Raw genomic sequence first — 20,268 nt, 5'->3', positions numbered from 1 at the left:
GAGAATAGCGCATTTCGGGCCTGGCTTTAACGGGGTGGCAATTGCTGCAAACGCTCAAGAATGTCGAGAACCACCATTCGAGGCGGCCGCTCATCGGTTTCGACCACCAGATCGGCGATTTCCCGATACAGCGGATCGCGCAGCGTGAGCAAGTCCCGCAAGGTTTTTGCCGGGTCTGCGGTGCGCAGCAATGGGCGATTGCGATCGCGGGCGGTACGCCCCACCTGCTGCTCGACCGATGCATGCAAATAAACCACGCGACCACCGGCATGCAGCGCCCGGCGGTTTTCATCGCGCATCACTGCACCGCCGCCGGTGGCCAATACCACGCCATCGCAGCCGCACAGCTCGGCAATCATCGCCTGCTCGCGGTCGCGAAAGCCCAGTTCGCCTTCCTTATCGAAGATCCATGGGATATTGGCACCCGTGCGCAATTCAATTTCCTTGTCGGAATCTTTGAACGGCAGGCGCAGCTCTTTGGCCAGCAAACGGCCGATGGTGCTTTTTCCAGCCCCCATCGGTCCTACAAGAATCAAATTTCGCACAGAATCAACGACTCACAGCAATCGCCTGGTTATTCATAATACGCGGAGTCAGGAATACCAGCAGCTCGGATTTTTTCTCCGCCAGCACATCGCGCCGGAAAAGGCGGCCAAGATACGGTACATCGCCCAAAAATGGCACTTTATCTACCACTTTGCTTTGCGTATTGGAGAAAACCCCGCCAATGACGATAGTCTCGCCATCCTTGACCCGCACCTTGGCGTTGACTTCGTTTTTCTTGATCGGCGGTACGTCGTTGAGCTTGTTCAGGTAGTCCGGCTCGTCCTTGGTGACCTTGACCTCCATAATCACCCAGCCATCCGGGGTGATTTGCGGGGTCACCTCCAACGACAGCGAGGCCTCCTTGAACGACACTGAGGTGGCGCCACGCGAGCTGGACTCCTGGTAAGGAATCTCGGTGCCCTTGAGGATGCGCGCGGTTTCCTTGTCGGAAGTGACCACCTTGGGCTGTGAGACGATTTCGCCGTTGCCGGTTTTTTCCATGGCCGTCAGTTCCAGGTCGAGCAACAGGTTGTCGGTAATAAAAGCGATGCCCAAGCCAGACGTACCGGCCAGCGAGCCCATATCGACAAACGGCGAGCTGGGCGGATTCTCCGGTGGCTCCGCACCCTCGGCCAACGGCTTGCTGATACCGCCCGCGCCCCAGTTGCCGCGATTGAGCCGCCCGCCCCAGCGCACGCCCAGGCTTTTGTCGTAATCGACATTAGCCTCGACAATCCGCGCCTCGATCATCACTTGGCGTACCGGTACATCCAGCTGTGCCACGATGCGCCGCAGCTCGTCAATTTGCTCGCGGGTCTGGTAGGCGATGATGTTATTGGTGCGATCATCCACCGCCACCGAGCCGCGCTCATCGGTAAAGCCGTCAACGCCTGTCACCGACTGGAACAACTTGGCCAGGTCCGCCGCCTTGGCGTAATTGACCTGCAACAGCTCGCGCCGCAAGGGCGCCAGCTCTTCCATCTGCTTGCGCGACTCCAGCGCCAGCAGCTCGCGGGCCGCCAATTCTTCGGCGGGTGCCACCAGCAAAACGCCGGCCTTCACGCGCTTATCCAAGCCTTTGGTTTGCAGCACCAGATCCAGCGCCTGGTCCCAGGGCACATCCTTGAGCCGCAAAGTGATCGAGCCTTGCACTTCATCACTGGCCACCAGATTAAGCCCGGCCACATCCGCAATTTGCTGCAACACGGCGCGCAATTCGATGTTCTGGAAGTTGAGGGTCAGCGTGTCGCCGTTGTAGGCGCCACTGGGAACCACGCTGCCAGGAGGCGGCAGCTGGATCAGATCGACGCGATTGGGCACAGCAAATGCCATCGGTGCCGTGAACGCTATCCATAGCGCCACCCCGAAGGACGAGAAAGTCCTTTTCATTGTTTGATTCCGTTATGAGTTGACGTTTAAAACCAGGGTTCGCGAACGCGCAAGCCATGCGCCCTGTTCGTCCGGGAACAGTTCGACCAGTTCGATGTGGCCGGAATGAATGGCCGTGACCCGGCCATGGTTAGGCCCCAGGTAGTCGCCGACCGCCAGCCGGTGCACGCCAGAAGATGTGCGCAGCAGGGCGAATGTCTGCAGGCCATGGGGCAGTGCTTCGACCGACACTGCATCGATTGAAAGCGTGCCGACCATTTCGAACTGGTCGACAGCCAGGCCTTCCAGTGGGCCGCGCTTGCGAGCCAAGTCCGGCGCAAGAGCGGGTTGGCCCGGCATATGGTCGACCTGCGCCGCAGGCGGCTGGAACGGGTCACGCTGGGACGCTGCGTCGTAGACAAAGTGCGCCCTCTGCTCGACAGCCATTCCAGGCTTGCCGCGCGCGGACAGGCCACGGTAAGTCTTGGCCAGCAAATCAAGGCGCAATAACGCCCCTTCAGACCGAAGCACCACATCCTGCACAGTGACGATCCGCGGCAAATCACCCAGGGCAGTCACGAAGCTCGCCAGGTCGTGGTAGGCACCCAAAACACCGACTTGTACCGGCTCCTCGATGTAGTACGGCTGCGTCTGTTCATCCAGTACCGTGACACCTTCGACCACCAAACCGTTGGCCGCCGCCAGCCGCGCCATGTCTTCGAGCAAGCCCGGCACGTCCGATTCGCCGGGCAACTGCCGCAACAGCTCGGCAACCTGCGCCTGGGCTCCCTGGGCCTGATGGGCACGCACCTCAAGATCGGCGGCCAGGCCGGTCTTTTGCGTAAGTTGCTGTTGCAACATCAGCGTCTGCGCTTGCAACCCTTGCAACTGTTCACGTGCCGGAGCCAGCAGCCATCCATCGCCCACCACCCACACCAATCCCCCCAGCGCGCAGCCGAGCAGAAGCTTGGCCGGTAGGGGCCATTTGGCAGCGTTGTGAGAAAGCGTGGAAAAGTCGAGCCTGGGCAGGCTCAAGGCTGGGCCTCGGTGGATTCCCCTTGGCGCACCATCAACTGGAATTCGTTGCCGCCGCCTTGGCCTTGCGCACGCACGTGCTGCAGCCGGGTTGCGTGGGCACCTTCAGAGGCCTCGAGGCGGCGCATCAGTTGAGCGATATCCTGGCTGGACTCGGCACTGCCACTGACACTCACCGTATTGCCCTTGGCAACCACCTCATGCAGGTGCACCCCATCGGGCACGGCACGGGCGAGTTGGTCCAATAGCTGGGCGCCGGCCGAGCGAGATTCGTGCAGGTCCTGTACGACCTTCATTCGCGCGGCCAATTGCTGGCTCTGCTCCTGCAAGTCATCGATGGTCTTGAGGCGCGAGTCCTGGATGGCGACGTCTTGGTTGAGGTGGCTGTTGCGTGTCACTTGCCGGTCGATCGCCTGATCGATGACCTGGTTCGCCAGCCACACCGCCGCGAGTGCCACACCGGCGAACCCCAGCAGAAATATCAGGAAGTATTTGCGCCGCCGTTCTGCCTGCGCCTGGCGCCAGGGCAAAAGATTGATTCGTGTCATCCAGCGAAACTCCTCAGGGCCAGCCCGCAAGCAATTCCCATCCCGTGGGCATCCACGGCCCATTGTGCGCCATCGACTCGATGGCCCGGCATGAAGCTGGCGAAATCCTGACGGCAAGCGCGCTCCAATGCAAACCCTTCGACGTCCACCACCCGCGCAACCAGCCCGGCCAGGGCCAAAACCGCTGCGCGGGCCTCGACCTGCTCCTTCAGGCACGCAGCCAGCACCACCTCGACCCGCGCCGAGTCCTGAGCTAAGGGGCCGCGCACCTGAAAATCGATGGCGACGTCATCCAGTGGGTAAGGGATGTACTGGTCGGCTTCCATCTGGATCATCCAGGCCATCTCTTCGTCACTGAGCCCCGCCTCCATGTCGATCACCCGCGTGATGACCGATGGCCCCGATACCGCCACCGCCGCCTGCCGGACGGACGAGTGCAACCGGGACAATGCCTGCTGCAGCGCCTGCCCCACCCCTTCAAGGTCCAACAACGTGCCATCGACGACCGCATTGGCGGGCAGCCCCTGCGCGACGTATGCCTTGACGCTGTAGGCGCCGGCGGTGTGGTCCAGTTCAATCAGCTTGATTCCGGTGTCATTGATGTCGACGCCCAGCAGGGTGTCGGCTTTGCGCCTGAAAAATCCCTTTCTCATAAAACTCCCTAAAACTTTGCCTGTCATACCGCCTGATTGCCGCTGGGAATCGTGCATTCGGTCGACTTGTTTGGCCGCCACGAATGACGCCCCAGGCCGAAAATGCTTTAATGCCCAGCGTTTTTTCCCGCTTTTTCCTGCTGCTCGGGTCGATCCATCGTTTGCCATGCATGCCCCGACGCGTAACTCATTCTTTTCTCTGGAAATCCAAAAGCCTTGATTCGTCTGCTGAAGTTTTTCGGGTACTCCATTGTCGCGATCGTCTGCGGGCTGCTGCTCGTACTCAGCGGGGCCTACCTCTACCTTAGTCCGGGTTTGCCCTCAGTAGAGGCACTCAGAAGTATCCAGTTGCAGATTCCTTTGCGGGTCTACAGCAGCGATGAAAAACTGATCGCGGAGTTCGGCGAAATGCGCCGCACACCGATCCGTTTCGCCGACATTCCACCCAATTTCATCAACGCCCTGCTCTCGGCTGAAGACGATAATTTCGCCAACCACTACGGCGTCGACCCAGGCAGCCTGGTGCGCGCAGCCACCCAGCTGGTAAAAAGCGGACACATTCAATCCGGCGGCAGCACAATCACCATGCAGGTGGCGAAGAACTTCTTCCTCACCAGCGAGCGCAGTTTTTCGCGCAAGGCCACCGAAATCCTGTTGGCGCTGCAGATCGAACGTCAGCTGACCAAGGACGAAATCCTTGAGCTGTACGTCAACAAGATCTACCTGGGCAATCGCGCCTACGGGATCGAAGCCGCTTCGCAGGTGTACTACGGCAAGTCGATTCGTGATGCCAGCCTGGCGCAGATGGCAATGATCGCCGGCCTGCCGAAGGCGCCGTCGCGCTTCAACCCGCTGGCCAACCCGGCGCGCAGCAAGGAGCGTCGCGACTGGATCCTGGGGCGCATGTATAAGCTGGGCAAAATCGACCAGGCCGCCTACGAGAGCGCCGTGGCCGAGCCGCTGAACGCCAGCTACCACGTGCCGACTCCGGAAGTGAATGCGCCGTATATCGCTGAAATGGCACGTGCCGAGATGGTCGGCCGTTATGGCAGCGAGGCCTACACCGAAGGCTTCCGCGTGACCACGACCATTCCAAGCAACCTGCAGGAAATCGCCAATAACTCAGTACGCGACGGTTTGGTGACCTACGACCAGCGCCATGGCTACCGTGGCCCCGAATCGCGCCTGCCGGGCAAGACCCTGAGCGCCTGGACCACCGAGCTGGGTAAACAGCGCCCGATCAGCGGCCTGGAACCCGCCATCGTCACTCAGGTGAAGAAGGATGGCGTGCAAGTGCTCACCCGCAGCGGCGAAGGCCATGTGTCGTGGGACAGCATGAAATGGGCACGCCCGTTCCTGAACACCAACAGCATGGGCCCGATGCCCAAGCAGCCGTCGGACGTGGCGCAAGTCGGTGACTTGATCCGCGTGCAACGCCAGAAAGACGACAGCCTGAAATTCAGCCAAGTGCCTGTGGCCCAGGGCGCTCTGGTGTCCCTGGACCCGCAGAACGGTGCGATCCGTGCGCTGGTCGGCGGCTTTGCCTTCGAGCAGAGCAACTACAACCGCGCCACCCAGGCCAAGCGCCAGCCGGGCTCAAGCTTCAAACCGTTTGTCTACAGCGCCGCGCTGGATAACGGCTACACCGCCGCCAGCCTGGTCAACGACGCACCGATCGTGTTTGTCGACGAGTACCTGGACAAGGTCTGGCGCCCGAAGAACGACACCAATACCTTCCTCGGCCCGATCCGTATTCGCGAGGCGCTGTACAAGTCACGCAACCTGGTCTCGATCCGCCTGCTGCAGGCGATGGGCGTGGGCAAGACCATCGACTACATGACACGCTTTGGCTTCGCCAAGTCGGATCTGCCGCCGAACCTGTCCCTGGCGCTGGGCACCGCGACCCTCACGCCGATGGAAATTGCTACCGGCTGGAGCACCTTTGCCAACGGCGGCTACAAGATCACGCCGTACCTGATCGACAAGATCGAAAGCCGCAATGGCGACACGCTGTTCACCGCCAACCCGCCACGCGTGCCGGGCGACGTGGTAAACGGTGTGGCTGCACCCGACGGCATCGCAGCACCGAACAACGGCGGCATCACCATTGAGCCGACGCCAGGCGCAGCACCGGCCGCCAATGCCGCCGTGCCCGCCGAGCCACAGGCACCAGCAGTGGCCGAGCGTGTGGTAGATGGTCGTACCACCTACATCCTCAACAGCATTCTGGAAGACGTGATCAAGAAAGGCACCGGCCGCCGCGCCCTGGCCTTGGGTCGCGCGGATATCGCCGGCAAGACCGGTACCACCAACGAGTCCAAGGATGCCTGGTTCTCCGGCTACAACGCCGACTACGTGACCACTGTGTGGACCGGCTACGACCAACCGGAAAGCCTGGGCCGCCGTGAGTTTGGTGGCACCGTCGCACTGCCGATCTGGATGAGTTACATGGGCGCGGCCTTGAAGGACAAGCCGCTGCATACCCAGGCTGAGCCGGAAGGTATTCTCAGCCTGCGGATAGACCCGGTCAGCGGCCGTGCGGCATCACCTAGCACGCCGAATGCGTACTTCGAGCTGTTCAAGAGCGAAGACACGCCGCCGTCGGTCAACGAGCTGGGCAACGGCGTTGCACCGGGCAGCCCACTGCCGGCGGATGAGGCGGCGCCGATCGATCTCTTCTAATGTGACACAGCTCCACTGTGGGAGCTGGCTTGCCTGCGATGGCGGTGGATCAGCCACTGATTCACCCCCTGATACACCGCCATCGCGGGCAAGCCCGGCTCCCACAGGGTTTACCTGGCGCCTGAAGACCGTATTCATCAGCCACAAAAAAAGCCCCGACTCGCAAGAGCCGGGGCTTTTTGTTGGTGCGCTACAACGGCTTAGCCGTTGAACACATCATCCACGCTTTACACCGGGCAGCCCGCTGCCGGCGGATTAGGCGGCGCCGATCGATTTGTTCTGATGAGATCAATGGCCGACCCAGCTCCACTGTGGGAGCTGGCTTGCCTGCGATGGCCATAGGCATCTACACAACTTTTGAAGGCCGCCACTTTCTCCTGTGGCGAGCAGGCTTGTCCTGCGTTGGGCCGCGAAGCGGCCCCAAACCCTGACACTGAGTACTTTCAGGAAAATTGCAGTGCCTTTACTGGGGCCGCTTCGCAGCCCAACGCCGGCGGTGCGACGATTCGACAAGCCTGCTCGCCACAACAGCCCACCTGCCACAGACTGCGTGCCAACCGGCTGTGTAACCTATGCTGCGATGGCGGTGTATCAGCCACTGATTCACCCCCTGGTACACCGCCATCGCGGGCAAGCCCGGCTCCCACAGGGTTTACCTGGCGCCTGAAGACCGTATTCATCAGCCACAAAAAAAGCCCCGACTCGCAAGAGCCGGGGCTTTTTGTTGGTGCGCTACAACGGCTTAGCCGTTGAACACATCATCCACGCTTTTCAGCGGGTAGTGCTTCGGATACGGCAGGGTAGCCACACCGGTCTCGATCGCGGCTTTGGCCACGGCATCCGAGATCAGGGTGATCAGGCGCTTATCCATTGGTTTCGGGATGATGTACTCACGACCGAATGCCAGTGGGGCACCACCGTAGGCATCGCAGACGTCCTGAGGTACCGGCAGCTTGGCCAGTTCACGCAGGGCGTTGGCGGCAGCCACTTTCATCTCTTCGTTGATGCGCTTGGCGCGAACGTCCAGGGCACCACGGAAGATGAACGGGAAGCCCAGCACGTTGTTGACCTGGTTCGGGTAGTCCGAACGGCCGGTGGCCATGATCACGTCGTTGCGAGTGGCGTGGGCCAGCTCAGGCGAGATCTCCGGGTCCGGGTTGGAGCAGGCGAACACGATCGGGTTGGCCGCCATGGACTTCAGGCCTTCGGCGCTCAGCAGGTTCGGGCCGGACAGGCCAACGAACACGTCGGCACCGTCGAGGGCGTCAGCCAGGGTGCGCTTGTCGGTGGCGTGGGCAAACATCGCCTTGTACTGGTTCAGGTCGGTACGCTCGGACTGAACTACGCCCTTGCTGTCGACCATGAAGATGTTTTCCAGCTTGGCGCCCATGCTCACCAGCAACTTCATGCAGGAGATGGCCGCAGCACCAGCGCCCAGGCAGACGATCTGGGCGTCAGCCAGGGTTTTGCCAGCGATTTCCAGGGCGTTGATCATGCCGGCCGCAGTAACGATCGCGGTGCCGTGCTGGTCATCGTGGAATACCGGAATGTCGCACTGTTCGATCAGGGCCTTTTCGATCTCGAAGCACTCAGGTGCCTTGATGTCTTCCAGGTTGATGCCACCGAAAGTGATGGAGATGCGCTTTACAGTGTCGATGAAAGCTTGCGGGCTTTCGGAATCGACTTCGATGTCGAAAACGTCGATGCCGGCAAAGCGCTTGAACAGCACGCCCTTACCTTCCATGACTGGCTTGGAAGCCAATGGGCCGAGGTTGCCCAGGCCGAGAATCGCGGTGCCATCGGAAATCACTGCAACCAGGTTGCCTTTGCCGGTGTACTTGTACGCCAGTTCAGGGTCGCGGGCGATTTCACGTACGGGCTCGGCAACGCCAGGGCTGTAGGCCAGCGACAAGTCGCGGGCAGTGGCAGTGGCTTTGGTGAGCTCTACACTCAGCTTTCCTGGACGAGGATGGGCGTGATATTCGAGAGCGGCAGTTTTCAAATCAGACATATCGGCATTCCGCTTTTACTGTTGGTCGACGGACCGCCGAGGATACGCGTGTGAGAAAGTCCCCACAAGACTGGTCAGTCACTGCCGTCAAGGGCCGCGCACTACGACTTTCGGCCAAGAGCCACGGGATACAAGGGCTTAACTGTTCACAATTACGATAAAAAATGTCTACAATTATTTTATTAAAATCGCTTTGAGTGCAGCACGGTCAAATCGCAGGCACAAAAAAGGCGCCCACAAGGGGCGCCTTTTTCAACAGCTTGCAAAAACCCTGGGGGCTTTTGAGCCTTACTCTGCAGCAGCAGGCTTCTTGCCGAAAGCACCAAAGCGATCTGCGAAGCGCTGTACACGGCCGCCGGTGTCCAGAGTTTTCTGCTTACCGGTGTAGAACGGGTGGCACTCGTTGCATACGTCAGTACCCAGTGGCTTGCACAGGTTCGAACGCGTTTCGAACTTGTTGCCGCAGCTGCAGGTTACTTCGATAGTTTCGTACGCTGGATGGATATCGGCTTTCATGGTGACTTCCTCGGGCTAGCGTGCCGCCACTCGACACTATTGTCGAATACCGCACGTAATTAGGCCGCGGATTCTACCAGACCTTTTTAAACGCGCAAGCGGCGCCTCCCGTGCTTTGCCTACATAAAAGCCCCTTTCATCAGAAAAACCCAACACACCACCGCCCATCTGCAAGGCCGCACTTTTTTGTGGCGAGCAGGCTTGCCCTGCGCTGGGCAAGCCTGCTGCTCGCCACAACAAGCCCGGCGCCCACAGAAGTGCCGCAACACAGGACACCCCCACCGCAGGTCTGCTAGGCTCCCGCCCCTGCGCCACTGCCTGCCTTTATATGAGACTCCCCGCGTGCCCGACGCCATTTTGCGCCTAGCCCTGCCCTCGCCCCTGCGCCGCCTGTTCGACTACCGAGCCCCGGCCGGCGTGTTGCGGGCGCAGTTACAGCCGGGCATGCGCGTGCGCGTGCCGTTTGGCCGTCGCGAGATGATCGGCATCCTGATCGAGGTGGCCGACCACAGCGAAGTCCCCGCCGAAAAGCTCAAGCCGGCCCTGGCCATCCTCGACGCTACACCGCCGCTGCCGCCCGCGCTGTTCAAGTTATGCCTGTGGACCGCACAGTATTACCAGCACAGCCTCGGCGATACCCTGAGCTGGGCACTGCCGGTGCTGCTGCGCCAGGGCGAACTGGCTGAAGCACGCCAGGAGCGTTTCTGGTCGATGGTGCCCGGCGCGCGCCTGGATGACCCACGCATCGCCCGCGCGCCACGCCAACGCGAAGCCCTCGCGACCCTGGCCCAACACCCCCATGGCGTAGCCCACCAGTTGTTAAGCAAGCTGATGCTGAGCAAAGACAGCCTCGACTTGCTGCTGGCAAAGGGCTTGGTGCAGGTGGAAATCCGCAAGCACGCGCCGGACCCGCGCCATGACCACTGGCTGGCTCAACCGGAGTTGCCGCTGAACCCCGAGCAACGCGCCGCCTATGAAGCCATTCGCGCCGGTTTCGACAGCTTCCATGCCTTCCTGCTCGCCGGCGTCACCGGCAGCGGCAAGACCGAAGTGTATTTGCAACTGATCCGCGAAACCCTGCAAGCCGGCAAGCAGGCACTGGTGTTGATCCCGGAGATCAACCTCGGCCCGCAAACCCTGGCGCGTTTCGAGCAACGTTTTAACGCGCGCATCGCGCTGGTGCATTCGGCGGTCAACGACCGCGAGCGCCTGGAAGCCTGGCTGGCGGCGCGGGATGGCGAGGCCGACATTATTATCGGCACCCGCTCGGCACTGTTCACGCCGATGAAAAACCCCGGGCTGATCATCATCGACGAGGAGCACGACGGCTCCTATAAACAGCAGGAAGGCCTGCGCTACCACGCCCGCGACCTGGCGCTGGTACGCGCGCGCCAGGAAGACATCCCGATTGTGCTCGGCTCGGCTACACCGTCCCTGGAAAGCCTGCACAACGCCTACACCGGCCGTTATGGCCTGCTGCGCCTCAACGAGCGCGCCGGCGGCGCCAAGCAACCACGGTTTCTGCGCCTGGATGTAAAAAGCCGCCCACTGGACAGCGGCATTTCCGGGCCGATGCAGCAAGCCATCGGCCAAACCCTCGCCGCCGGCCAGCAAGTCCTGGTGTTTCTTAACCGTAGGGGCTTTGCGCCGACGCTGCTGTGCCACGACTGCGGCTGGATGTCCGAGTGCGAACGCTGCGATGCGCGCATGACCGTACACCAGCGCCACGGCGAGCTGCGCTGCCACCACTGCGGCCATGTGGAGCGCGTGCCGCGCCACTGCCCACAATGCGGCAAAGTGGATTTGCGCCCCGTGGGTGCGGGCACCGAGCGTGCCGAGGAGCGCCTGGGCATTCTGTTTCCGGATTACCCGGTGCTGCGCGTCGACCGCGACAGCACCTCGCGCAAAGACGCGATGAACCAGCTGTTCGCGACCATTCAGAAAGGCCAGCCGTGCATCCTGATCGGCACGCAGATGCTCGCCAAAGGGCACCACTTCCCACGGGTAACGCTGGTGTCGATCCTGGACGCCGACGGTGGTTTGTTCTCCGGCGACTTCCGCGCCAGCGAACGCATGGCGCAACTGATCGTGCAGGTGGCAGGCCGTGCCGGGCGCGCCGAAGAGCCGGGCAAGGTGATTATCCAGACGCATCTGGCTGACCACCCCTTGCTGATTCAACTGACAGAACAGGGCTACTTCGCTTTCGCCGAACAGGCCCTGAGCGAACGCCGCTCCGCCGGCCTGCCGCCGTTTGCACACCTGGCACTGTTGCGCGCCGAAGCGCACAAGCCAGGGCAGGCCGAAAATTTTCTCGACGAGGCATGCAGCGCCGCCGAACGTTTGCTCGGTGAGTTGAGTCTGGCCGGCATCGAATTGCTCGGCCCAGTCCCCGCGCCGATGGAGCGGCGCGCCGGGCGGTATCGCGCTCAGCTACTCTTGCAGGCAACGTCCCGTGCACCGCTGCATCGACTATTAAATAGCTGGATGCTTGCCCTGGAGCAAATGCCCAGCGCCCGCCAAGTGCGATGGTCGTTGGATGTGGATCCGGTAGACCTGTATTGATTGCGAAATCGCTATCGCAGGCAAGCCAGCTCCCACATTTTGAAATATGAACCCCCTTAAATGTGGGAGCGGGCTTGCCCGCGATGAGGTCCGCAGGTCCATCAACCTGTCTGAACGGTTGGCAAGCCCGCCCTCGCCACGGATAATGCCGAGTTTTTCCACCTGCGCATCGCGCACCGCCGCTTGCGGTCGAAAGAGAACACCATGAAAGACACCATTCGCCAGCTGATCCAACAAGCCCTCACCCAACTCGTCAACGAAGGTGTGTTGCCTGAAGGCCTGTCGCCGGCGATCCAGGTGGAAAACACTCGCGACAAGACCCATGGCGACTTTGCCAGCAACATTGCGATGATGCTGTCCAAGCCTGCCGGCATGAAACCGCGTGACCTGGCGGAGAAAATCATCGCCGCGCTGCCAACCGACGAGAGTGTGACCAAGGCCGAAATCGCCGGCCCAGGCTTTATCAACTTCTTCCAGAACACCCAGGCCCTGGCTTCGCGCCTGGACGCGGCCCTGGCCGACGCCAACATTGGCGTGCGCAAGGCCGGCCCCGTGGAGCGTGTGGTGATTGACCTGTCGGCACCCAACCTGGCCAAAGAGATGCACGTGGGCCACCTGCGCTCGACCATCATTGGCGACGGCGTGGCACGGGTGCTGGAGTTCCTGGGTGACGACGTGATCCGTCAGAACCACGTGGGCGACTGGGGCACCCAGTTCGGCATGCTGATGGCCTACCTGCAGGAAAACCCGATCACCAGCAACGAGCTGGCCGACCTGGAAAACTTCTACCGCGCCGCCAAAAAGCGCTTCGACGAATCCGAAGAGTTCGCCGACCGCGCCCGTGGCCTGGTGGTCAAGCTGCAAGCCGGCGATGAAGATTGCCTGGCGCTGTGGGGCCGTTTCCGTGAGATTTCGCTGTCGCACTGCCAGGAAATCTACGAGCTGCTCAACGTGAAGCTGACCATGGCCGACGTGATGGGCGAAAGCGCCTACAACGACGACCTGATCAACGTGGTCAACGACCTCAAGGCTGCCGGCCTGTTGGTTGAGAGCAACGGCGCGCAGTGCGTGTTCCTCGAGGAATTCAAGACCGCCGACGGCGAGCCGCTGCCAGTGATCATCGTCAAGGCCGACGGCGGCTACCTGTACGCCACCACTGACCTGGCAGCCGTGCGCTACCGCAGCGGCGTGCTCAAGGCCGACCGCGCGCTGTATTTTGTCGACCAGCGCCAGGCCCTGCACTTCCAGCAAGTGTTCGAAGTGGCGCGCCGCGCAGGCTTCGTCACCCACCCGATGCACATGGAACACATGGGTTTTGGCACCATGAACGGCGCCGATGGCCGCCCGTTCAAGACCCGCGACGGCGGCACCGTGAAGCTGATCGACCTGCTCAACGAAGCCCAGGACCGTGCCTACAACCTGGTGAAGGAAAAGAACCCGGAGTTGGCCGAAGCCGACCTGCGCAATATCGCCCGCGTGGTAGGTATTGGTGCGGTGAAGTACGCCGACCTGTCCAAGCACCGCACCAGCGACTACAGCTTCAACTTCGAACTGATGCTCAACTTCGAAGGCAACACCGCGCCGTACCTGCTGTACGCTTACACCCGTGTGGCCGGCGTGTTCCGCAAGCTGGGCAAGGATTTCAGCGAGGTCGAAGGCCAAATCGTGCTGGATGCCCCACATGAACAGGACCTGGCGGCCAAGCTGGCGCAGTTCGGCGAAGTGCTCAACAGCGTCGGTGAAAAAGGCACGCCGCATATCCTCTGCACGTATTTGTACGAAGTCGCCGGTCTGTTCTCCAGTTTCTATGAGAACTGCCCGATCCTTACGGCAGACGATGAAGCGAAAAAGCAAAGTCGCCTGCGCCTCGCCGCACTGGCTGGACGGACCCTCAAGCAAGGCCTGGAACTGTTAGGCCTGGAAACCCTGGAGCGTATGTAAGTTGGCTGCCAAGAAAAAACCTGCACCCAAGCGCGGCGCCAGCCGCTATCAGGCACCGGCGAAGAAGCCAATCCCGGGCTGGCTGTGGATGGCTATCGGCCTGGCGGTCGGCGCGTTTGTGGTGATCCTGATGAAGCTGGAGCCCGGCAAGGGTGATGACGTCAAACGGGTCAAGCAAGAACAGCAGAAGGCCACAAAAATCGCCGAGGCCAACAAGACTGCGCCGAGCCCGACCGCGCCGGTAAAGCCCAAGTACGACTTCTACACGCTGCTGCCGGAGTCGGAAGTGATCGTGCCGCCTGACGCCGTGCCGGAGAAAACCCTGCCGACGCCACAAGTGCCGACCACGCCGGTGACACCAGCGGAAGCCGCGAAAATCGACACCGCACGCGCTCAAGCCGCGTTGGCCGGGATCACTCCGCCGCCACCGCCACCGGTGGCGACCACCAAGGCGGCGCCGGTGACCAAGTTCTTCCTGCAAGCGGGCTCGTTCCCGAAACAGGCGGATGCGGATCGTGTGCGTGCGCAGATCATCCTGCTGGGCCAGTCGGTAACAGTGGAGTCCGGCACGGTGAAGGATGCGACCTGGTATCGCGTATTGGTCGGGCCGTTCAGCAACCGTGAACAGCTGACCGTGGCGCAGAAGCAACTGGCGGGTGCAGGCTTTAGCAATCTGTTGTTACAACAACGCCAGAGCCGTTGATTCCGGCTCAACGTTGATCAAAATGTGGGAGCTGGCTTGCCTGCGATAGCGATGTAACAGTCAGTATTTTCAGTGACTGACACACCGCTATCGCAGGCAAGCCAGCTCCCACACTTGGTTTTGTGGTGTTCTCTGGAAGGTGTCAGCCCCATAAACACCACTCGTCCGCACACACGTCCTACGGTTGAAATCCCCCCCGCCACCCCCATATGAGATTCCATCAGGGCACTTTCGCCCCGCTGCGTGGAGACTCTCCCCTTGACCACCATCGTTTCAGTACGTCGCCACGGCAAAGTCGTCATGGGCGGCGACGGCCAGGTTTCCCTGGGCAACACCGTGATGAAAGGCAACGCCAAGAAAGTGCGTCGCCTGTACCACGGCCAGGTTCTCGCCGGTTTCGCTGGCGCCACTGCCGACGCTTTCACCCTCTTCGAACGCTTCGAAGGCCAGCTGGAAAAACACCAGGGCCACCTGGTTCGCGCCGCTGTCGAACTCGCCAAAGAATGGCGCACCGACCGTTCCCTCAGCCGCCTGGAAGCCATGTTGGCGGTCGCCAACAAAGACGCATCCTTGATCATCACCGGTAACGGCGATGTGGTTGAACCCGAGCACGGCCTGATCGCCATGGGTTCCGGCGGCGGCTACGCCCAGGCGGCAGCCAGCGCCCTGCTGAAGAAAACCGACCTGTCGGCCCGCGAAATCGTCGAGACCGCCCTGGGTATCGCCGGCGATATCTGCGTGTTCACCAACCACAACTTCACCATTGAGGAGCAGGACCTCGCCGAGTAAGCCGTAGGCTTATTCCGCTTGAGGCCGCCAAACACTATGTCCATGACTCCCCGCGAAATCGTCCATGAACTTAATCGCCATATCATCGGCCAGGACGATGCCAAGCGCGCCGTTGCCATTGCGCTGCGTAACCGCTGGCGCCGGATGCAACTGCCCGAAGAACTGCGCGTTGAAGTAACGCCCAAGAACATCCTGATGATCGGGCCGACAGGCGTGGGTAAAACCGAAATCGCCCGGCGCCTGGCCAAGCTGGCCAATGCTCCGTTCATCAAGGTCGAGGCCACCAAGTTCACCGAAGTGGGCTACGTAGGCCGTGACGTCGAGTCGATCATTCGTGACCTGGCCGACGCCGCCCTGAAAATGCTGCGCGAGCAGGAAGTGACCAAGGTCAGCCACCGCGCCGAAGACGCCGCCGAAGAACGCATTCTCGATGCCCTGCTGCCACCGGCACGCATGGGCTTCAACGAAGACGCCGCGCCAAGCTCGGATTCCAACACCCGCCAGCTGTTCCGCAAGCGCCTGCGTGAAGGCCAGCTGGACGACAAGGAAATCGAGATCGAAGTGGCCGAAGTGTCCGGCGTCGACATTTCCGCACCGCCTGGCATGGAAGAAATGACCAGCCAGTTGCAGAACCTGTTCGCCAACATGGGCAAGGGCAAGAAGAAAAGCCGCAAGCTCAAGGTGAAGGACGCGCTGAAGCTGGTGCGCGACGAAGAAGCCGGGCGCCTGGTGAATGAGGAAGAGCTCAAGGCCAAAGCCCTGGAAGCGGTGGAGCAGCACGGTATCGTGTTTATCGACGAGATCGACAAGGTGGCCAAGCGCGGCAACTCCGGCGGCGTCGATGTGTCCCGCGAAGGCGTACAGCGCGACCTGCTGCCGCTGATCGAAGGCTGCACGGTGAACACCAAGCTGGGCATGGTCAAGACCGACCACATCCTGTTTATCGCCTCGGGCGCGTTCCACCTGAGCAAGCCCAGCGACCTGGTGCCGGAGCTGCAAGGCCGTCTGCCGATTCGCGTGGAACTCAAGGCGCTGACCCCCGGCGACTTCGAACGTATCCTCAGCGAGCCGCATGCTTCGCTCACCGAGCAATACCGCGAACTGCTGAAAACCGAAGGTTTGGGCATCGAATTCCAGCCGGACGGCATCAAGCGCCTGGCGGAGATTGCCTGGCAGGTCAACGAGAAGACCGAAAACATCGGTGCCCGTCGCCTGCACACCCTGCTTGAGCGTCTGCTGGAAGAAGTGTCCTTCAGTGCTGGCGACATGGCCGGTTCGCAGAATGGCGAAGCGATCAAGATTGACGCTGAGTACGTCAATAGCCACCTGGGCGAATTGGCGCAGAACGAAGATCTGTCTCGTTATATCCTGTAAGCCTCACAGAAAACGGCTTGTGTCGGAGCCGGACTTGTGTGGGAGCTGGCTTGCCTGCGATAGCATCACCTCAGTGTTTCTGAAACACCGAGGTGTCTGCATCGCGGGCAAGCCCGGCTCCCACACAAGCCAGCTCCTACAGTTTTAAGCCGGTTCTCAGGACTATCTCTGGGCGGTTCTCCAATGACCAAATTCCCCACCGCTGTAAACCTGCACAAAACCTCCAACACCCTCGGCCTTACCTATGGGCCGAGCGAGGTCTACCAGCTCCCCGCTGAGCTGCTACGCACCCACTCGCCTTCCGCCGAGGTCCAGGGCCACGGCAAACCCATCCTGCAGTTCGGCAAGCTCAACGTGCGGCTGATCAAGATAGAACCAGCCGGCCAATACGCACTGAAATTGACCTTCGACGACGGCCATGACAGCGGACTGTTCACCTGGGACTACCTCTACCAGTTGGCCGTACGCCAGGATGCGTTGTGGGCCGATTATCTGGCTGAGCTTAAAGCCGCCGGCAAAACCCGCGACCCGAGCGAATCGGTCGTGCGGCTGATGCTCTAACTCAGGCGTCTCGCTCTTTAGAGGGCATTTTCTAATTTCATCTGCTTGAATGCCCTGTCGCGTGGTCAACGATTGGCCCGCTTGCGAAAAAAATTAAACTCGGGTAACCAATGGAACTGGCAAGTTCCCTGCATTTGACGATGCGGTATCAACGGTCACCCGAGTCGCAGTACCAGGCTGGTGTCGTGTATCGAAATTGGGTGCGCAGCAATCGCCGGTACTCGTCTTTCGGACAATGGAGCGTCGTAGATGAGTAACAAGAATAACGATGACTTGAAACGCCAGGCCTCGGAAAACACCCTGGGGCTGAACCCGATCATCGCGTTACGCAAAAAGGATTTATTGGCCTCAGCGAAGATGGTACTGACCCAAGCCATCAAGCAACCGTTGCACAGCGTCAAACACGTCGCGCATTTTGGCGTGGAATTGAAGAACGTGATGTTCGGCAAATCCGCACTGGCCCCCGAAGGCGATGACCGTCGCTTCAACGACCCGGCGTGGAGCCAGAACCCGCTCTATAAGCGTTACCTGCAAACTTACCTGGCGTGGCGCAAGGAACTGCACGACTGGATCGGCGACAGTAACCTGTCGGAACAGGACATCAGCCGCGGCCACTTCGTGATCAACCTGATGACCGAAGCCATGGCCCCCACCAACAGCGCGGCCAACCCGGCGGCGGTCAAACGCTTCTTTGAAACCGGCGGCAAAAGCCTGCTTGATGGCCTGTCCCACTTGGCCAAAGACATGGTGCACAACGGCGGCATGCCCAGCCAGGTCAACATGGGCGCCTTTGAAGTCGGCAAGACCCTGGGCACCACTGAAGGCGCCGTGGTGTTTCGCAATGACGTGCTGGAGCTGATCCAGTACAAGCCCATTACCGAGCAGGTGCACGAACGCCCACTGCTGGTGGTGCCGCCGCAGATCAACAAATTCTATGTATTCGACCTGAGCCCGGAGAAGAGCCTGGCGCGCTTCTGCCTGCGCAATGGCCAGCAGACGTTTATCGTCAGTTGGCGCAACCCGACCAAGGCGCAGCGCGAGTGGGGCCTGTCGACCTATATCGAGGCGCTCAAGGAAGCGGTCGATGTGGTCACGGCGATTACCGGCAGCAAAGACGTGAACATGCTCGGCGCCTGCTCGGGCGGCATCACCTGCACCGCCCTGCTGGGCCACTACGCGGCGCTGGGCGAGAAGAAGGTCAACGCCCTGACCCTGCTGGTGAGTGTGCTGGACACCACCCTGGACACCCAGGTGGCGCTGTTTGTCGACGAACAGACCCTGGAAGCCGCCAAGCGCCATTCTTACCAGGCCGGTGTGCTGGAGGGCCGCGACATGGCCAAGGTCTTCGCCTGGATGCGCCCCAACGACCTGATCTGGAACTACTGGGTCAATAACTACCTGCTCGGCAACGAGCCGCCGGTGTTCGACATCCTGTTCTGGAACAACGACACCACACGTTTGCCGGCCGCCTTCCATGGCGATTTGATTGAGCTGTTCAAGAACAACCCGCTGGTACGCGCCAATGCCCTGGAAGTGTGCGGCACGCCGATCGACCTCAAGCAGGTGACCGCCGATATCTATTCCCTGGCCGGCACCAACGACCACATCACGCCGTGGCAGTCGTGCTACAAATCGGCGCAGCTGTTTGGTGGCAAAGTGGAGTTTGTGTTGTCCAGCAGCGGGCATATCCAGAGCATCCTCAACCCGCCAGGCAACCCCAAGGCGCGTTACCAGACCAGCGATGGGTTGGCGGGCAAGCCGCTGGAGTGGCAGGAGAATGCCACCAAGCATACTGACTCATGGTGGCTGCATTGGCAGGCGTGGCAGGCCGAGCGGGCGGGCAAACTGAAGAAAGCACCTACAAGCCTGGGTAACAAAGCCTATGCCGCAGCCGAGGCGGCACCGGGTACTTATGTGCACGAACGATAAGCAGATTTTGCGGTAGAAATGCGATCAATGTGGGAGCTGGCTTGCCTGCGATAGCGGTGGGCCAGCTAGCTGATGAGCTAACTGAAAGATTGCTATCGCAGGCAAGCCAGCTCCCACAGGAACCGAGTTTTTCCAGACAAATAGCGCCACTTCACAGGGCTTGAGCATGCCGCAACCGTTCATCTTCCGTACCATCGACCTGGATGGCCAGACCATCCGTACGGCGGTACGCCCGGGCAAGCCTCACTTGACGCCGCTGCTGATCTTCAACGGCATCGGCGCCAACCTTGAGCTGGTGTTTCCGTTCGTCCAGGCGCTGGACCCGGACCTGGAAGTGATCGCCTTCGATGTGCCAGGTGTGGGGGGGTCTTCCACACCCAGCGTGCCCTATCGCTTTCCCGGTCTGGCCAAGCTCACCGCACGCATGCTCGATTACCTGGACTATGGCCAGGTGAATGCGGTGGGTGTGTCCTGGGGCGGCGCGTTGGCGCAGCAGTTTGCCTATGACTACCCCGAGCGCTGCAAAAAACTGATCCTGGCGGCGACGGCAGCCGGGGCCTTTATGGTGCCGGGCAAACCCAAGGTGCTATGGCTGATGGCAAGCCCCAGGCGCTATATCCAACCGTCCCACGTGGTGCGAATTGCACCGATGATTTATGGCGGCTCGTTCCGCCGCGACTCCAAACTGGCCGCCGAACACGCCAGCAAGGTGCGCTCGGCGGGCAAGCTCGGTTACTACTGGCAGCTGTTTGCGGGCCTTGGCTGGACCAGCATTCACTGGCTGCACAAGATCCGCCAGCCGACGCTGGTGCTGGCCGGCGACGACGACCCGCTGATCCCGCTGATCAATATGCGCATGCTCGCCTGGCGCATTCCCAACGCACAGTTGCACATCATCGATGATGGCCACTTGTTCCTGATCACCCGCGCCGAAGCCGTGGCGCCGATCATCATGAAGTTTCTTGAAGAGGAGCGCCTGCGTGCGGTGATTCACCCTCGACCAGCGGTGTAAGGACTACGCCGCCGCGCAACTTGCCAGGAACCGACTAT

Annotated in this window: 16 protein-coding genes; 9 read left to right on the top strand and 7 right to left on the bottom strand. The window is 61.0% G+C overall.

All coding sequences use genetic code 11. The features are described 5' to 3' along the window. Positions 1-26: 26 nt before the first annotated feature. From aroK to pilM, 5 genes are all read right to left on the bottom strand, one after another. Positions 27-545, bottom strand: coding sequence for a shikimate kinase AroK (aroK, locus tag GIW28_RS02265; RefSeq protein ID WP_017138567.1), 519 nt, complete (start codon positions 543-545; stop codon positions 27-29). A gap of 4 nt (positions 546-549) precedes the next feature. Then, positions 550-1,878, bottom strand: a complete 1,329-nt coding sequence (locus tag GIW28_RS02260; RefSeq protein ID WP_017138568.1) for a type IV pilus secretin PilQ — start codon at positions 1,876-1,878, stop codon at positions 550-552. A gap of 69 nt (positions 1,879-1,947) precedes the next feature. Then, on the bottom strand, positions 1,948-2,949 hold the full coding sequence (locus GIW28_RS02255; RefSeq protein WP_236445704.1) for a pilus assembly protein PilP: 1,002 nt from the start codon (positions 2,947-2,949) through the stop codon (positions 1,948-1,950). Next, positions 2,946-3,497, bottom strand: coding sequence for a PilN domain-containing protein (locus tag GIW28_RS02250; protein WP_236445703.1), 552 nt, complete (start codon positions 3,495-3,497; stop codon positions 2,946-2,948). Before GIW28_RS02250 ends, GIW28_RS02255 begins: the two co-directional genes overlap by 4 nt. Next, on the bottom strand, positions 3,494-4,150 hold the full coding sequence (gene pilM / locus GIW28_RS02245) for a type IV pilus biogenesis protein PilM (RefSeq protein ID WP_099548046.1): 657 nt from the start codon (positions 4,148-4,150) through the stop codon (positions 3,494-3,496). Before pilM ends, GIW28_RS02250 begins: the two co-directional genes overlap by 4 nt. Before the next feature lie 219 nt (positions 4,151-4,369). Between pilM and GIW28_RS02240 the strand changes: the two genes are divergently transcribed. Next, the gene (locus tag GIW28_RS02240) at positions 4,370-6,832 is read left to right on the top strand and encodes a penicillin-binding protein 1A (protein ID WP_407073963.1); all 2,463 of its coding nucleotides are present in this window, start codon (positions 4,370-4,372) and stop codon (positions 6,830-6,832) included. A gap of 742 nt (positions 6,833-7,574) precedes the next feature. On the opposite strand, the gene GIW28_RS02235 is transcribed toward GIW28_RS02240, so the two are convergent. Together GIW28_RS02235 and rpmE are read right to left on the bottom strand one after the other, a co-directional pair. Further along, positions 7,575-8,843, bottom strand: coding sequence for a malic enzyme-like NAD(P)-binding protein (locus tag GIW28_RS02235; RefSeq protein ID WP_099548044.1), 1,269 nt, complete (start codon positions 8,841-8,843; stop codon positions 7,575-7,577). A 288-nt stretch (positions 8,844-9,131) separates the two neighbouring features. Further along, positions 9,132-9,359, bottom strand: coding sequence for a 50S ribosomal protein L31 (rpmE, locus tag GIW28_RS02230; protein WP_017138574.1), 228 nt, complete (start codon positions 9,357-9,359; stop codon positions 9,132-9,134). A 342-nt stretch (positions 9,360-9,701) separates the two neighbouring features. Between rpmE and GIW28_RS02225 the strand changes: the two genes are divergently transcribed. The 8 genes from GIW28_RS02225 (at position 9,702) to phaZ (ending at position 20,230) form a co-directional block, all read left to right on the top strand. Beyond that, positions 9,702-11,921, top strand: coding sequence for a primosomal protein N' (locus GIW28_RS02225; protein WP_138452622.1), 2,220 nt, complete (start codon positions 9,702-9,704; stop codon positions 11,919-11,921). Positions 11,922-12,125: 204 nt separating this feature from the next. Beyond that, complete coding sequence (gene argS, locus GIW28_RS02220; protein WP_236445702.1) at positions 12,126-13,862, top strand: arginine--tRNA ligase; 1,737 nt, start codon at positions 12,126-12,128, stop codon at positions 13,860-13,862. Between the two features lies 1 nt (position 13,863). Next, entirely contained in the window at positions 13,864-14,565 is a 702-nt protein-coding gene (locus GIW28_RS02215; protein WP_017138577.1) for an SPOR domain-containing protein, read from the top strand. Between the two features lie 258 nt (positions 14,566-14,823). Continuing rightward, a complete protein-coding gene (gene hslV, locus GIW28_RS02210) occupies positions 14,824-15,354 on the top strand; it encodes an ATP-dependent protease subunit HslV (RefSeq protein ID WP_010563201.1) in 531 nt (176 codons plus the stop codon). 36 nt (positions 15,355-15,390) lie between these two features. Further along, the gene (hslU, locus tag GIW28_RS02205; protein WP_017138578.1) at positions 15,391-16,728 is read left to right on the top strand and encodes an ATP-dependent protease ATPase subunit HslU; all 1,338 of its coding nucleotides are present in this window, start codon (positions 15,391-15,393) and stop codon (positions 16,726-16,728) included. A 183-nt stretch (positions 16,729-16,911) separates the two neighbouring features. Next, entirely contained in the window at positions 16,912-17,289 is a 378-nt protein-coding gene (locus GIW28_RS02200; protein WP_017138579.1) for a gamma-butyrobetaine hydroxylase-like domain-containing protein, read from the top strand. Positions 17,290-17,538: 249 nt separating this feature from the next. Then, positions 17,539-19,218, top strand: a complete 1,680-nt coding sequence (gene phaC, locus GIW28_RS02195; RefSeq protein ID WP_099549478.1) for a class II poly(R)-hydroxyalkanoic acid synthase — start codon at positions 17,539-17,541, stop codon at positions 19,216-19,218. Between the two features lie 166 nt (positions 19,219-19,384). Next, complete coding sequence (gene phaZ, locus GIW28_RS02190) at positions 19,385-20,230, top strand: poly(3-hydroxyalkanoate) depolymerase (RefSeq protein WP_017138580.1); 846 nt, start codon at positions 19,385-19,387, stop codon at positions 20,228-20,230. Positions 20,231-20,268 lie beyond the last annotated feature (38 nt).

The organism is Pseudomonas sp. PA-5-4B, from assembly GCF_021606215.1.
GTDB classification, from domain to species: Bacteria; Pseudomonadota; Gammaproteobacteria; order Pseudomonadales; family Pseudomonadaceae; genus Aquipseudomonas; species Aquipseudomonas edaphica.
The sequence above is the reverse complement of the archived record's forward strand: the minus strand, read 5'-3'. Positions and strand labels throughout refer to the sequence as shown.

What these genes read in the sequence shown, in the direction of transcription:
- GIW28_RS02235 (WP_099548044.1), bottom strand. Translation starts at nt 8,843, where the DNA reads ATGTCTGATTTGAAAACTGCCGCTCTCGAATATCACGCCCATCCTCGT.
- phaC (WP_099549478.1), top strand. Translation starts at nt 17,539, where the DNA reads ATGAGTAACAAGAATAACGATGACTTGAAACGCCAGGCCTCGGAAAAC.
- pilM (WP_099548046.1), bottom strand. Translation starts at nt 4,150, where the DNA reads ATGAGAAAGGGATTTTTCAGGCGCAAAGCCGACACCCTGCTGGGCGTC.
- GIW28_RS02250 (WP_236445703.1), bottom strand. Translation starts at nt 3,497, where the DNA reads ATGACACGAATCAATCTTTTGCCCTGGCGCCAGGCGCAGGCAGAACGG.
- argS (WP_236445702.1), top strand. Translation starts at nt 12,126, where the DNA reads ATGAAAGACACCATTCGCCAGCTGATCCAACAAGCCCTCACCCAACTC.
- GIW28_RS02260 (WP_017138568.1), bottom strand. Translation starts at nt 1,878, where the DNA reads ATGGCATTTGCTGTGCCCAATCGCGTCGATCTGATCCAGCTGCCGCCT.
- hslU (WP_017138578.1), top strand. Translation starts at nt 15,391, where the DNA reads ATGTCCATGACTCCCCGCGAAATCGTCCATGAACTTAATCGCCATATC.
- rpmE (WP_017138574.1), bottom strand. Translation starts at nt 9,359, where the DNA reads ATGAAAGCCGATATCCATCCAGCGTACGAAACTATCGAAGTAACCTGC.
- phaZ (WP_017138580.1), top strand. Translation starts at nt 19,385, where the DNA reads ATGCCGCAACCGTTCATCTTCCGTACCATCGACCTGGATGGCCAGACC.
- GIW28_RS02200 (WP_017138579.1), top strand. Translation starts at nt 16,912, where the DNA reads ATGACCAAATTCCCCACCGCTGTAAACCTGCACAAAACCTCCAACACC.